This window comes from Fontimonas sp. SYSU GA230001, assembly GCF_040066175.1.
In the GTDB taxonomy this organism is placed as follows: Bacteria; Pseudomonadota; Gammaproteobacteria; order Nevskiales; family Nevskiaceae; genus Solimonas.
The window spans coordinates 104427-116818 of the sequence record NZ_JBEAAM010000015.1 but is presented as its reverse complement, the minus strand read 5'-3'; the positions used below and the strand labels follow the sequence as shown (position 1 = coordinate 116818).

13 protein-coding genes are annotated in these 12392 nt (G+C 68.2%); 8 read left to right on the top strand and 5 right to left on the bottom strand.

What is annotated here, in order from left to right; all coding sequences use genetic code 11:
• Positions 1-279: 279 nt before the first annotated feature.
• The 4 genes from AAG565_RS09595 to AAG565_RS09580 are packed head-to-tail and all read left to right on the top strand — an operon-like array spanning position 280 to position 3229.
• A complete protein-coding gene (locus tag AAG565_RS09595) occupies positions 280-822 on the top strand; it encodes a DUF4124 domain-containing protein (RefSeq protein WP_348819365.1) in 543 nt (180 codons plus the stop codon).
• 4 nt (positions 823-826) lie between these two features.
• Positions 827-2053 (top strand): threonine ammonia-lyase, encoded by a 1227-nt coding sequence (locus tag AAG565_RS09590; RefSeq protein WP_348819364.1) that lies wholly within the window; start codon positions 827-829, stop codon positions 2051-2053.
• 9 nt (positions 2054-2062) lie between these two features.
• Positions 2063-2761, top strand: a complete 699-nt coding sequence (locus tag AAG565_RS09585; RefSeq protein ID WP_348819363.1) for a hypothetical protein — start codon at positions 2063-2065, stop codon at positions 2759-2761.
• A 33-nt stretch (positions 2762-2794) separates the two neighbouring features.
• On the top strand, positions 2795-3229 hold the full coding sequence (locus tag AAG565_RS09580; RefSeq protein ID WP_348819362.1) for a hypothetical protein: 435 nt from the start codon (positions 2795-2797) through the stop codon (positions 3227-3229).
• 21 nt (positions 3230-3250) lie between these two features.
• On the opposite strand, the gene AAG565_RS09575 is transcribed toward AAG565_RS09580, so the two are convergent.
• The 4 genes from AAG565_RS09575 to AAG565_RS09560 form a co-directional block, all read right to left on the bottom strand.
• The gene (locus AAG565_RS09575; protein ID WP_348819361.1) at positions 3251-4393 is read right to left on the bottom strand and encodes an acyl-CoA dehydrogenase family protein; all 1143 of its coding nucleotides are present in this window, start codon (positions 4391-4393) and stop codon (positions 3251-3253) included.
• A 27-nt stretch (positions 4394-4420) separates the two neighbouring features.
• A complete protein-coding gene (locus AAG565_RS09570; protein WP_348819360.1) occupies positions 4421-5335 on the bottom strand; it encodes a carbon-nitrogen hydrolase in 915 nt (304 codons plus the stop codon).
• Entirely contained in the window at positions 5332-6354 is a 1023-nt protein-coding gene (locus tag AAG565_RS09565; protein WP_348819359.1) for an agmatine deiminase family protein, read from the bottom strand. The genes AAG565_RS09570 and AAG565_RS09565 overlap by 4 nt, the downstream gene beginning before the upstream one ends.
• Positions 6355-6416: 62 nt before the next feature.
• A complete protein-coding gene (locus AAG565_RS09560; RefSeq protein ID WP_348819358.1) occupies positions 6417-6749 on the bottom strand; it encodes a hypothetical protein in 333 nt (110 codons plus the stop codon).
• A 141-nt stretch (positions 6750-6890) separates the two neighbouring features.
• Between AAG565_RS09560 and AAG565_RS09555 the strand changes: the two genes are divergently transcribed.
• The 4 genes from AAG565_RS09555 to AAG565_RS09540 are packed head-to-tail and all read left to right on the top strand — an operon-like array spanning position 6891 to position 11747.
• Positions 6891-7421 (top strand): hypothetical protein, encoded by a 531-nt coding sequence (locus AAG565_RS09555; RefSeq protein WP_348819357.1) that lies wholly within the window; start codon positions 6891-6893, stop codon positions 7419-7421.
• 49 nt (positions 7422-7470) lie between these two features.
• On the top strand, positions 7471-8718 hold the full coding sequence (locus AAG565_RS09550; protein ID WP_348819356.1) for a lipoprotein-releasing ABC transporter permease subunit: 1248 nt from the start codon (positions 7471-7473) through the stop codon (positions 8716-8718).
• The gene (lolD, locus tag AAG565_RS09545) at positions 8711-9415 is read left to right on the top strand and encodes a lipoprotein-releasing ABC transporter ATP-binding protein LolD (RefSeq protein WP_348819355.1); all 705 of its coding nucleotides are present in this window, start codon (positions 8711-8713) and stop codon (positions 9413-9415) included. Before AAG565_RS09550 ends, lolD begins: the two co-directional genes overlap by 8 nt.
• Positions 9416-9461: 46 nt before the next feature.
• Positions 9462-11747, top strand: a complete 2286-nt coding sequence (locus AAG565_RS09540; protein ID WP_348819354.1) for a DNA internalization-related competence protein ComEC/Rec2 — start codon at positions 9462-9464, stop codon at positions 11745-11747.
• A gap of 100 nt (positions 11748-11847) precedes the next feature.
• On the opposite strand, the gene hisI is transcribed toward AAG565_RS09540, so the two are convergent.
• Positions 11848-12336: a phosphoribosyl-AMP cyclohydrolase gene (hisI, locus tag AAG565_RS09535; RefSeq protein ID WP_348819353.1), complete on the bottom strand. Its 489-nt coding sequence runs from the start codon at positions 12334-12336 to the stop codon at positions 11848-11850.
• Positions 12337-12392: the final 56 nt, after the last annotated feature.

Here is a 12392-nt window from a genome sequence, read left to right as displayed (position 1 = left end):
GTTGTTCCTTTCCATCAGCAAAGCCCAGCGTCCCGCCGCCTGACAGCCCCTCACTCAGACCCGCCCTTCAGGCTCATCTCTGGATTGGAAAGGACTCCGAATCGCAGGTCCTGCTGACTATTCACGGTGATTGCCAGGCCGCGCACTCAGACTGCACGGTCCGGTGGCGAAAGCTAGCGCAGCACTTGGTGGTGGCCGAATCGCCGGACTGCGCACGCGATCACGGTCCGGGGGAAAGCCCCGATGCGGTGCACGGTGGCGGCGTCGCATAATCGCTGCATGATTCCACGTCGCCGTTCGCGTCGTATGTGCCTCGATGGCCTGCTCGGCTCGGTCTGGCTGGCGGCAGCGCTGCTCAACGTGCAGGCTGCGCGCGCCGAGGTGTATCGCTGCGAACAGAACGGCAGCATTCGTTTCACGGACAGGCCCTGTAGCCCGCAGGCGCAGGCCGTGGATCTGCCCGACCCGGTGGTTCTGCCGGCCGGTCCGAAGGCGGATCTGCTGGGCGAGGCGGAGGCGCGCCAGCGCAGCGCGCGCAGCGCACGCGACAAGGCCGATGCGGACTGGCTGCAGGAACACGAGCGGCGCAAGGCGGACGAGGAGCGCCTGCGGGCCGCGCGCAATGCCGGAGAGGTGGCCCCGGGTATGAGTGCCGACGAGGTTCGGCGCCTGCATGGTGAGCCGGCGGTGGTGTCGCACAGCCGTGGCAAGGACGGCGATCGTGAAACCTGGAGTTACGTGCTGAGCGACGGCCGGCGACTGCATGTGACCTTCATCGGTGGACAGGTCAGTGCGGTGCGCACGCGCAAGGAGAGCAGGTGAGCCGATGTCGGTGACACTCGAAGACCTGCGCCGCGCACAGCGGGTGCTCGAAGGTCAGGTGGTGCGCACGCCGTGCACGCACTCGCGCGTGCTGTCCAAGATCACCGGCGCCGAGGTCTGGCTCAAGTTCGAGAACTTCCAGTTCACGGCCTCGTTCAAGGAGCGCGGCGCGCTCAACAAGCTGGCGAATCTGAACGAGGCCGAGCGGGCCGCCGGGGTCGCGGCGATGTCGGCCGGCAATCATGCGCAGGGCGTGGCCTATCACGCGACGCGGCTGGGGATCAAAAGTGTGATCGTGATGCCGCGGAACACGCCGTTCACCAAGGTGCGGAACACGCGCGAACTGGGCGGCGAGGTGATTCTGCACGGCGAGACGCTGGCGGACGCGCAGGCCTTTCTCGAAGCGGAGCTGATCGGCCAGCGCGGCATGACGCTGGTGCACCCATACGATGACCCATTCGTCATCGCCGGGCAGGGTACGGTCGCGCTGGAGATGCTCGAACAGGCGCCGTCGCTCGACACGCTGGTGGTGCCGATCGGCGGCGGCGGGCTGATCTCGGGCATGGCGATCGCCGCGCATGCGCTCAAGCCCGAGCTGCGCATCGTCGGCGTCGAATCGGCCGGCTACCCGTCGGCATTCGCGGCGTTGCAGAACGATCCGTCGCTGGTCAAGGGCGGGCAGACCATCGCCGAGGGCATCGCGGTCAGGAACATCGGCAGGCTGACGATCGAGATCATTCGCGAGCATGTCGCCGAGCTGATGCGCGTCGAGGAACCGGCGATCGAACGCGCGATCGGTCTGCTCGCCAGCATCGAGAAGGTCATCGTTGAAGGCGCGGGTGCGGTGGGGTTGGCGGCCCTGCTCACCGATCCGGCACGCTTCGCCGGTCGTTGCGTGGGGCTGGTCCTCTGCGGCGGCAACATCGACACGCGCCTGCTCGCCTCGGTGCTGCTGCGCCAGCTGGTGCACGAGCAGCGCCTGATCTCGCTGTCGATCGACATCGAGGACCAGCCCGGCTTTCTCGCGCGCGTCGCCGGCCGCATCGGCGAATCCGGCGGCAACATCGTCCAGGTCCACCACGAACGCCTGCATCGCGGTCACGCCAAGAGTGCGACGCTGGAGGTGCTGGTGGAGGCGCAGGACGAGGCGCACGCGCGGCAGATCCATGACGATCTGCAGAACAATGGATTTTCCGTGCGCCGGGGGGCCGGCGGCATGGAGTTCGAGTAGTCAACAAAGATGGCCGCGCCGCGGCCACACCAGGAGGGAGTCATGTTGAAGCCGGGAAGAGGAGCCGCGCTCGCGGCGGCGCTATGCTGTGGCATTGTTCTGGCGATGTCGGAGGCTGAAGCGGCGGACGCCAAGCCTGCCGGAACGGTCCCGGTGAAGACCGCGGCGGCCAAGTCGAAGAAGCCGGCCGCGCAGAATCCGGACGACCGGGTGTGGTTCAGTCTGGGCGCCAAGGGCGGCGGCGGCATGGATGCGGGTGCCGGCGCCTTTGTCGCGCTGAATTACCTCGAAGGCGACGGGACGTTCTTCCGCTTGCAGCATCACACGCTGCTCGTGGACGAGCGTGGACCGGAACAGCCGGATGACGACGACTGCTGGTTCTTTGCGTGCTTCTTCGATGCATTTTTCGATCTGTTCAGCCCGGATGTGGCCTCCGTCACCGAAACCGGGGTGCTGATCGGCCGTCGTCTGGATTCCGATTCGCGCTGGTTCGCCGCCATCGGCATCGCGCGGCAGTCTTATTCGGACAACCGCAAGACCGATTCCCGTGACGACATCGGCGTCGGTGTGCCGGCGATGCTGGGCTGGAGCACCGCGGTGCGGCGTTCCGGCGTCGGCTTCGAGTTCGCATTGACCGGATCGGCGGGGCAGGTGAGCAATCACATCGGCGCGCAGATCGGCATTACTTTCGGCGGGCGCAGCCAATAGGGTGTCCGGCGCGGGCGGGCTACACTGCAGGACATGGCCAGCAAGCAAAACCTGTTCGAGGCGGCGACGGCACAGGCGAGGGTCGTCAAGCAGGGCGATCTCGTGCAGGTCGTCATCGATGGCGGCGGCGCGTTCGTGACGACGCTCGAAGAGTTCAGCCAGGCGCGCAAGTGGGCCGAGCGCAAGGCGGCGTCCGGCAACCGCGTCACCGATCGCGGGCGCTTCTTCGAGCAGATCGGCACGCTGATCTCACGACCCGGCACGCAGGCGGCGACGCGCGGCAACATCAGGACGCTGGAGGGCCTGGCGCGCAAGATGAAGGCCGGCGGCTACGAGCTCGGCGACTGGGGCTTGCCGCCGGAACTGCGTTTCATGCAGACCGGCGAGGACGACCCGCGCGAGATCAAGAAGAAGTCGGAACTGAAGGATGCGCCGGGAACGGATCAGGCGCCGGACTCCGGCGCCTGATCTGTACAAGCGGCCACGGACTCAGCGCCCGACCAGTGAGCGCGCGATGACTTCCTTCATGATCTCGCTGGTGCCGCCGTAGATGCGCTGGATGCGCGCGTCGGCCCAGTAGCGCGAGATCGCGTACTCGGTCATGTAGCCGTAGCCGCCGAACAGCTGCAGGCAGGCGTCGGTGACGCGGCCTTCCATCTCGGTGGTCGCCAGCTTGATCATCGCCGCGGTCGGCACGTCCATCTTGCCGTCGGCGTACAACTGCGTGCACTTCTCGACATAGGCGCGGTGCACCTCGATGTCGGTCTTGCAGCCGGCGAGCACGAAGCGCGTGTTCTGGAAGCTGGCGATGGTCTGGCCGAAGGCCTTGCGCTGGGTCACGTACTCGATGGTCTTTTCGAGCGCGCCCTGTGCGTGGGCGACGGCCGAGACCGCGAGTACCAGGCGCTCGCGCGGCAGTTCGTCGATCAGGTGACCGAAGCCGCCGCCAATGCGCCCGAGCACCTCGTCCTTGGAGATGCGCAGGTTGTCGAAGAACAATTCGGAGGTGTCCGCCGAGTGCAGTCCGGCCTTGTCGAGGTTGCGCCCGCGCTTGAAGCCGGGCAGGGAGGTATCGACGGTGAACAGTGTGGTGCCCTTGGCGCCGGCCTTCGGATCGGTCTTGGTCGCGAGTACCACCACCCCGGCGTGCTGTCCATTGGTGATGAAGGTCTTGGAGCCGTTGATGACGTAGTGGTCGCCGTCGAGCGTTGCCGAAGTCTTGATGCCCTGCAGGTCGGAACCGGCACCGGGCTCGGTCATGCCGATCGCGCCGATGCACTCGCCGCTGGCCATCTTCGGCAGGTACTTCTTCTTCTGCGCCTCGGTGCCCAGGTGCAGGATGTACGGCGCGGCGATGTCCGAATGCACGGTGAGGTTCGAGGCCAGCGCCAGGAAGCCCATGCGCGCGGCTTCCTCGACGACGGCGCAGGAGAACGCGAACGGCGCGCCGATGCCGCCGTACTCCTCCGGCTGGTCCACGCAAAGCAGCCCGGCTTCGCCCATCTTCAGGTAGAGCTCTTTCGGCAGGATGCCGTCGCGCTCCCACTTCTCGTAGTGCGGTTCGACGTTGTCCTTGAAGAAGCGGACGACGGTGTCGCGGAACAGTTCGAGTTCTTCGGCGTGTGTGCTCATCGGAGGGTTCGGTCAGGGGGCGGAGGATCAGTCTCGGTAGCGGCGCACGAGATCGCCGTAGGCGTCGATGCGGCGGTCGCGCAGGAAGGGCCACCAGCGCCGCACGTTCTCGCTGCGGGCGAGATCGACATCGACGACCAGCAGATCGGGATCGGTGCCGGCGGCGGCGAGGATCTCACCCTGTGGCCCGGCGACGAAGCTGTGGCCCCAGAACTGTGAGCCGGGCCACTGGCCGCTGGGGTCGGCCTCGAAGCCGACGCGATTGGCGACCAGCACCGGCAGGCCGTTGGCCACCGCGTGTGCGCGCTGGATCGTGACCCAGGCGTCGCGCTGGCGGACCTGTTCCTCGGGCACGTCCTGCGGATTCCAGCCGATCGCAGTCGGGTAGAGCAGCAGATCGGCGCCGGCGAGCGCCATCAGGCGCGCGGCTTCCGGATACCACTGGTCCCAGCACACCAGCACGCCGAGGCGGCCGACGCTGGTGTCGATCGGCGTGAAGCCCCCGCCGGCAGAACTGGCTTGTGCATCGCCTGGCGTAAAGTAGAACTTCTCGTAGTAGCCCGGGTCGTCCGGGATGTGCATCTTGCGGTAGGTGCCGGCGAGCCGGCCGTCGCGCTCCAGCACGACCGCGGTGTTGTGGTAGAGGCCGGGCGCGCGTCGCTCGAACAGGCTGCCGACGATGACGACGCCCAGCTCCGAGGCGAGCGCACCGAGAAAGTCCGACGACGGACCGGGAATCGGTTCGGCCAGATCGAACAGCTCGGTGGATTCGTGCTGGCAGAAGTACAGCGAGGTGTGCAGTTCCTGCAGCAGCACCAGCTGCGCACCCTGCGCCGCCGCGGCGCGGATGCCGGCCTCGGAGGCGCGCAGATTGATTTCGGCATCGTCGGTGCAGGCCTGCTGTACGAGGCCGACACGGAGCGTCTTGCGGTTGGATGTCATCGCGGTGCACTCGGATACTGCATGGTCACGCAATGCAGGCTGCCATACTGCGCAATGAGGGCGCGGCAATCAACGCCGATCACCTCGCGGCCGGGGAAGCAGGGCCGCAGACGTTCCAGAGCCACGGCGTCGTTGGCGTCCGCGTAGGTCGGCACAAGCACCGCACCGTTGAGGATCAGGAAATTCGGATAGCCGGCGGGCAGGCGCCTGCCGTTCGCATCGTGGATCGGCGCTGGCAGCGGCAGCGGCACGAGGCGGTAGGGCCGGCCGTCGAGCGTGCGCAGCGCCACGAGTTCGCCTTCCATGGCCTTGAGATCGGCGTAATGCGCGTCGCGCGCGTCGTCGCAGGCCTGGTAGGCGATGGTGTGCGGGTCGCAGAAGCGTGCGATCGTGTCGATGTGGCCGTCCGTGTCGTCACCGATGAGGTCGCCGTGGCGCAGCCACAGCACGCGACGCAGGCCGAACCAGGCTTTGAGTTTCGCTTCGATCTGCGCCTTGTCGAACTGCGGATTGCGCGTCGGCGCGAGCAGGCAGCGCTCGGTGGTCAGCAGCGTGCCTTCGCCATCGGACTCGATGCCGCCGCCCTCCAGCACGAAGTCGAGCGACTCGACCGGCGCGGCGAGCAGGCCGTCGGCGGCGAGCGCACGGGTGATACGGTCGTCGAGGCGGGCGTCGAACTTGCCGCCCCAGCCGTTGAAGGTGAAGTCGAGATGGACCGGCGCGCCGTTGCGGAACACGGTGATCGGCCCGTGGTCGCGCGCCCAGACGTCGTTGGCCGGAACCGCGTGCAGCCGCAGACGGTCGGCACGCACACCGGCGTCGAGCAGCCGACGGCGCAACGACTCGATGTCCGCACCGCAGACGATCAGCAGATCCTCGAAGCGCGCGATCGCCAGCGCCAGCGCGGTGAAGGTGCGCTCGACCGCCGCGAAGTTCTCGGCGAAGTCGCCGTCCGGCCGTGGCCAGGTCAGCTGCACGAAGGCTTGCGGCGCCCATTCGGCCGGCAACACGATGCTCATCCGGACTCTCCCAACACAAAGGGGCGCTCGCGCGCCCCATCGGATCAAGACGGCCGCGAATTCTAGGGTTCGGGCTGCAGTTCGTCCACGTTGTGCAGCGGCTTGGGCGCATCCTTGACGACGACGTCGATGACGATGTTGTTTTCGAAGAACACCGAGTATCCGTCGTAGTCCCAGCGCGTGATCGGCGGCTGGCGCGGGTGGCCGCCGCCTGCGGGGGGGTGGCGCTTGAGCGGCTCGCCATAGGCGTGCAGCACGTTGGCCTGGCTCAGGCCGCGCATCGGCAGGTTGGCCGGCACGGCGTCGGAGTCCGGCGGCAGGTTCAGCACCTCCGCGCGCGCGAGCGGAACCAGCGCGAGGACGAGAGTCGCAGCCAGCAGAAAAGTCTTGCGCATGAGAGGACTTGGATGGCAAACCTTCAGCGGACTATAGCACCGTGACCGAGTTGGCCAAAAGGCACGGCGATGCGCTTGATCCGCGCCGCGCGCGGGCTACCATCTGAGCCCCTGCGTCGCAGGAACTTCCGGAGGAGCGTCATGGTGCGGCTGCATCGTTTCGTCATGGTGATGGGCGTGCTGGTCTTGGCGGCAATGCCGGCGCAGGCGCGCAAGCCGGCGTCCGCACCGGCAGCGGCCGATGGCTGGATCAGCTTTGGTGGCGGCTATTACAACGGCCAGGACTACGAAGCGCCTGCCGGAAGTCCCAAGGGCGACGCGGAACGCGTCGGCGGCTACGAGGCCATGCTGGCCTTCAACCACGCGGGGCCGGTGCTGCTGCGGCTGCGCTCGACCTGGATGTTCGACTTCACGAGCAACACCGCCGAGGAAGTCGCCGCGCTGGTCGGACTGCCGCTGGCACCCGGCCGGCAGCTCTATCTGGCCGCCGGTGTATCGCGTCTGACCGACGTCTCCAACACGCAGCAGTCGCCGACCGTGGGCGTGCCCATCGAGCTGCTGTTCTATCCGACGCGCGGTCTGGAAGTCGGCGTGCACGGCAACCTCAACCCGGACAGTGACTTCATCGGTTTCACGTTCGGCGGCGTGTTCGGCAAGCAGCGTGCGCCGTAGCGGCACGTGTGCAGCGGCGCCGCGCGCTCCTGTGCTCTAATGCGCGCGCATGCACCATCCCTACGAGCTGTACGCCGGACTGCGCTACACGCGCGCCAAGCGGCGCAATCACTTCATCTCGTTCATCTCGCTGGCGTCGATGCTCGGCATCGCCATCGGCGTGACCGCGCTGATCACCGTGCTGTCGGTGATGAACGGCTTCGAGCGCGAGTTGCGCGCGCGCATTCTCGGCATGGCTTCGCACGCCACCATTTCGGCCTTTCGTGGCGGACTGGAGAACTGGTCCGGTGTCGCCGCGCAGGCGGCGCAGAATCCGCAGATCGTGGGGCTGGCGCCGTACATCGAAGGCGAGGGCATGGTCAAGGTCGGCGGTGAACTGTCCGGCACCTTGCTGCGCGGCATCCTGCCCGACGAGGAGCGCAAGGTCTCGGACATCGGCGCGCACATCACCGCCGGTTCGCTCGAGTCGCTGCAGCCGGGTGCGTTCAACATCGTGCTCGGGTATGAGCTGGCGACGGCGCTGGGCGCAACGATCGGCGACCGGATCGACCTGATGATCCCGCAGGCCAGCGTGACGCCGGCCGGTGTCCTGCCGCGTTTCCGCCGCTTCACCGTGACCGGCATCTTCCGTATCGGCATGTACGAGTTCGACCGCGGACTGGTGCTGGTGCACCTGGCCGACGCGCAGGCGTTGCTGCGCATGGGGGAGACGGTGACCGGCGTGCGCCTGAAGCTGCGCGATCTGTTCGACGCGCCGCGCGTGGCGCGCGAACTGGCCGCCGAGCTGCCGGGGCTGTACTACGTCAACGACTGGACACGCAGCCACGCCAATTTCTTCCGCGCGGTGCGCACCGAGAAGATGGTGATGTTCATCATCCTGTCGCTGATCGTCGGCGTCGCCGCATTCAATATCGTCTCGACGCTGGTGATGGTCGTGCAGGACAAGCAGGCCGACATCGCCATCCTGCGCACGCTGGGGGCCACGCCACGTTCGATCATGGCGATCTTCATGGTGCAGGGTTCGATCATCGGTTTCGTCGGCACGCTGCTGGGTGTCGCCGGCGGCATCGCGCTGGCGCTCAATGTCGAGAGCCTGGTGCCGCTGCTCGAACGTCTGACGGGTCAGCAGTTCCTGTCGCCGGACGTGTACTACATCAGCGACCTGCCGTCGGAACTCGAGGCCAGCGACGTCGTCCGCATCGCCGCGCTGTCGCTCGCGCTGGGGCTGCTCTCCACCCTGTATCCGGCCTGGCGCGCGTCGCGCGTGCAGCCGGCCGAGGCGCTGCGCTATGAATGAGACGACGGCGGCGGATGTCGTCCTGCGCGCGCAGAATCTGGCCAAGACCTTCGACGATGGCCGCCTGCGGCTCGAGGTCCTGCACGGGATCGACCTCGAAGTGCGCCGCGGCGAGCGCGTGGCGATCGTCGGCGCGAGCGGCACCGGCAAGTCCACACTGCTGCACTGCCTCGGCGGACTGGATGCGGCCAGCGCCGGCGAGGTCTGGGTGGACGGCGAGCGCATGTCGGCGCTGTCGGACGCCGCGCGCGGCCGCCTGCGCAACCGGGCGCTCGGATTCGTCTATCAGTTCCATCACCTGTTGTCGGAATTCACCGCGCTGGAAAACGTCGCGTTGCCCCTGCTGATCCGGCGTTGCGGCGAGCGCGACGCCTATGCGCGGGCGCGCGAGTTGCTGCAGCGCGTGGGGCTGGGCGAGCGGCTGGAGCACAAGCCCGGCGAGTTGTCCGGCGGCGAGCGGCAGCGGGCGGCGGTGGCGCGTGCGCTGGTCACGCATCCGTCCTGCGTGCTCGCCGACGAGCCGACCGGAAATCTCGACCGCAGGACCGCCGAGCGCGTGTTCGAACTGATGCTGGAACTCAACCGCGAACTCGGGACCAGTCTGGTCGTCGTCACGCACGACACGGGCCTGGCCCAGCGCATGGACCGCGTGCTGACGCTCGAAGGCGGGCAGCTGGTGACGCAGTCCGCGCCGTAAGCGCGGTACGCAGCGAGGCCGCGCAGCGGCCGGAGGGAGGTGAAGGGTGCAGGCCGCATGGGGCGGTACGGTGCTCGAACGCATGGCGGGCGATCTGCGTGCGCTGGTGGTGGCCTTCACTGTCGGCGTTCTGGCGGTCTTCGCGCTGCGGACGCTGCCGTCGCTGGAACTCTACGCCGCGCTGGCCGTGACGGCGGCGCTGCCCTGGCGCGGCCGCGCGTTGTGGGCGGCGGCCGTGCTCGGCGTGCTGCTGGCGGGCTGGCACGGGCAGCAGGCACTGGATCGCCGCTGGCCGGCGTCGCGGCACGGCGAGGAAATCGAACTGCGCGGCACGGTCGTGTCTCTGCCGGAACGGCGCGCCGGTGCCGATGGCGGTGCCGATCTGCGCTTCGAGTTCGAACCGGAATCCGATATCGCGCCGCGGCGGATGCGCGTGAGCTGGTATGGCAGCGAGTCCGTCGTGCGTGGCGGCGATTGCTGGCGGCTGCGGCTGCGCATGCGCACGCCGCACGGTTCGCTCAATCCCGGCGGCTTCGACTACGAAGGCTGGCTGCTGCGCGAGCGCATCGACGCCACGGCGACGGTGCGCAGCGGCGAGTTCTGCGGGATGGCGGGCGGGCAGAGGGTTTTGCAGCTGCGCCAGCGCATCGCCGAGCACTTGCTGGAGCGGCTCGGGGCGCGTCCGGCGGCGGCGCTCGCCGTGGCACTCGTGGTGGGCGACGGCAGCGTCCTGCGCGATGCCGACTGGGACCGTTTCCGTCGCACCGGCACCACGCACCTGATGGTGATTTCCGGTTTCCACCTGGCGATCGTCGCGGGCTTCGCGTTGCTGCTGCTGCGCTGGCTGTGGTCGCTGTGGCCGGCGCTGTGCCTCTGGCTGCCGGCGCAGCGGGTCGCGCTGTTCGGCTCCGCGCTGGTCGCGGCCGGCTATGCCCTGGTGAGTGGCATGGGTACACCGGTGACCCGCGCCTTGGTCATGCTGCTCGTCCTGGTGCTCGCGGCGGCGACGCACCGCCTGCATCAGCCCAGCCGGGCGCTGGCACTGGCCTGGGGGCTGATCGTGTTGCTCGATCCGTTCGCGGTGCTCAGTCCCGGGTTGTGGCTGTCGTTTGCCGCGGTCGCCGCGATCTTCTATGTCTCGTCCGGTCGGCTGCGGCAGCCTTCGGCCTGGCGGCTGCTGGTGCGTGTGCAGCTGCTGCTCAGCGCGGTGTCGCTGCCCTTGACGCTGTATTTCTTCCAGGGGCTGAGCTGGCTGTCGCCACTGGTCAATCTGGCTGCCGTGCCGCTGTTCGGCCTGCTGGTGCCCGCCCTGTTCGTGGCCGTGCTGCTGTCGATGTTCTCCGGTGCCATCGCGGAGTGGGCGCTGCGCTGGATCGCGCAGGGACTGGACGGCATTCACGCGGGTCTGGGGTTGGTCGCCACGCTGCCGCAGACCTGGCTGCCGGCCAGTGCAGCGCCGGCGGCCTTGTTGCTTGCGGCGCTGGGTGCCGTGCTGATTTTCGCGCCGTGGGGCCTGCCGAGCCGGGCGCTCGGCGTGGTGTGCATGGTGCCCTTGCTGTGGCCGCGCGCGCCGTCGGCCGAAGGGCTGACAGTCACGGCGCTCGACGTCGGGCAAGGTCTCGCCGTCGTCGTGCGCACGGCGGCCCACACGCTGGTGTACGACGCCGGACCGGCGTTCGACGAGGGATTCGACGCCGGGCGATCGGTGGTGGCGCCATACCTGCTGGCACAGGGACTGCGCCGGATCGATCGCCTGGTGCTTTCGCACGATCACAACGATCACGCCGGCGGAATCGGCGCGCTGCGCGCGCTACTGCCGGTCGCCGACGAGATCGGCACCGCGCAGGGTCGGCCGTGCGTCGAGGACGAAGGCTGGGAATGGGACGGCGTGCGCTTCCGTCTCCTGCATCCGCAGACCGCACGCGGTGACGACAACGAGCAGTCCTGTGTCCTGCGCATCGAGGGGCCGTACAGCGTCCTTCTGCCGGGCGACATCGAGCGCCGCTCAGAACGGCGTCTGCTGCGCGAGCGTCGCGCCGACCTGGCCGCCGACGTGCTGCTGTCACCGCATCATGGCAGCCGCACGTCGTCGAGCGCGGATTTCGTCGCCGCGGCGCGGCCTGCCGTGGTCGTGCACTCGGCGGGCTGGCGCAGCCGCTTCGGTCATCCCCGGCCGGAAGTCCGCGAGCGCTATGCCGACATCGGCGCGCGGCAGTACGTCACCGGTGTCGTCGGTGCGGTGACGATCCGTCAGGCCGACGATGGCGGTCTGCGTGTCGAAGAGTACCGGCGCGAGCACGCGCGCTGGTGGAATGCAGCCGCGGAGCCGTGACGCGTCAACATTGCTTGCAGGTTGCAGGGTGCAGGTTGCAGAAAAGACGCTTGTCCTCACGCAGCCCGCAACCCGCGGTCTGCAACCGGCTCTCGTGCTGCTACAGCTTCGTCGGGTTCGGCGCGTCGCCGTAGATCTCCTTCGGATCGAAGGTCTTTTCCGCCTCGCGGTAGATCAACGTGCGTTCGGCCGGGCCGGCGCCGGTCGGCACCGAACGGTAGAAGCAGGAACGGAAGCCGACATGGCAGCTGGCGTCGCCGACGACGTCCACCTGCAGCCAGAGCGCATCCTGGTCGTCGTCGATGCGCAGATCGACGACTTTCTGCACCAGACCGCTGGTGGCGCCCTTGTGCCAGAGTACCTGGCGCGAGCGCGACCAGTAGTGGGCCTCGCCCGTCAGGATCGTGCGCTTGAGCGCCTCGGCGTTCATGTAGCCGAGCATCAGCACTTCGCCGGTCTTCGCCGCCGTGGTCACGCAGGGGATCAGACCGTGTTCGTCGAACTTGGGCGCCAGTTCGTGGCCTTCCTCGACCTGCTCGATGCTGACGCGGGAGAAGAAGCGGACGTCGGGCTGCGGATCGGTGGCCATCGCGGCTGCGGGGGCAAAAAAAGGGGGCGCTTTTATACCACAAGCGCCGGCAGCGG

Excerpts from the sequence above, each read along its gene's own strand:
- AAG565_RS09595 (WP_348819365.1), top strand. The coding sequence starts at position 280 with ATGATTCCACGTCGCCGTTCGCGTCGTATGTGCCTCGATGGCCTGCTC.
- AAG565_RS09560 (WP_348819358.1), bottom strand. The coding sequence starts at position 6,749 with ATGCGCAAGACTTTTCTGCTGGCTGCGACTCTCGTCCTCGCGCTGGTT.
- AAG565_RS09565 (WP_348819359.1), bottom strand. The coding sequence starts at position 6,354 with ATGAGCATCGTGTTGCCGGCCGAATGGGCGCCGCAAGCCTTCGTGCAG.
- AAG565_RS09580 (WP_348819362.1), top strand. The coding sequence starts at position 2,795 with ATGGCCAGCAAGCAAAACCTGTTCGAGGCGGCGACGGCACAGGCGAGG.
- AAG565_RS09570 (WP_348819360.1), bottom strand. The coding sequence starts at position 5,335 with ATGACATCCAACCGCAAGACGCTCCGTGTCGGCCTCGTACAGCAGGCC.
- AAG565_RS09550 (WP_348819356.1), top strand. The coding sequence starts at position 7,471 with ATGCACCATCCCTACGAGCTGTACGCCGGACTGCGCTACACGCGCGCC.
- AAG565_RS09575 (WP_348819361.1), bottom strand. The coding sequence starts at position 4,393 with ATGAGCACACACGCCGAAGAACTCGAACTGTTCCGCGACACCGTCGTC.
- lolD (WP_348819355.1), top strand. The coding sequence starts at position 8,711 with ATGAATGAGACGACGGCGGCGGATGTCGTCCTGCGCGCGCAGAATCTG.
- AAG565_RS09590 (WP_348819364.1), top strand. The coding sequence starts at position 827 with ATGTCGGTGACACTCGAAGACCTGCGCCGCGCACAGCGGGTGCTCGAA.
- hisI (WP_348819353.1), bottom strand. The coding sequence starts at position 12,336 with ATGGCCACCGATCCGCAGCCCGACGTCCGCTTCTTCTCCCGCGTCAGC.
- AAG565_RS09585 (WP_348819363.1), top strand. The coding sequence starts at position 2,063 with ATGGCCGCGCCGCGGCCACACCAGGAGGGAGTCATGTTGAAGCCGGGA.
- AAG565_RS09555 (WP_348819357.1), top strand. The coding sequence starts at position 6,891 with ATGGTGCGGCTGCATCGTTTCGTCATGGTGATGGGCGTGCTGGTCTTG.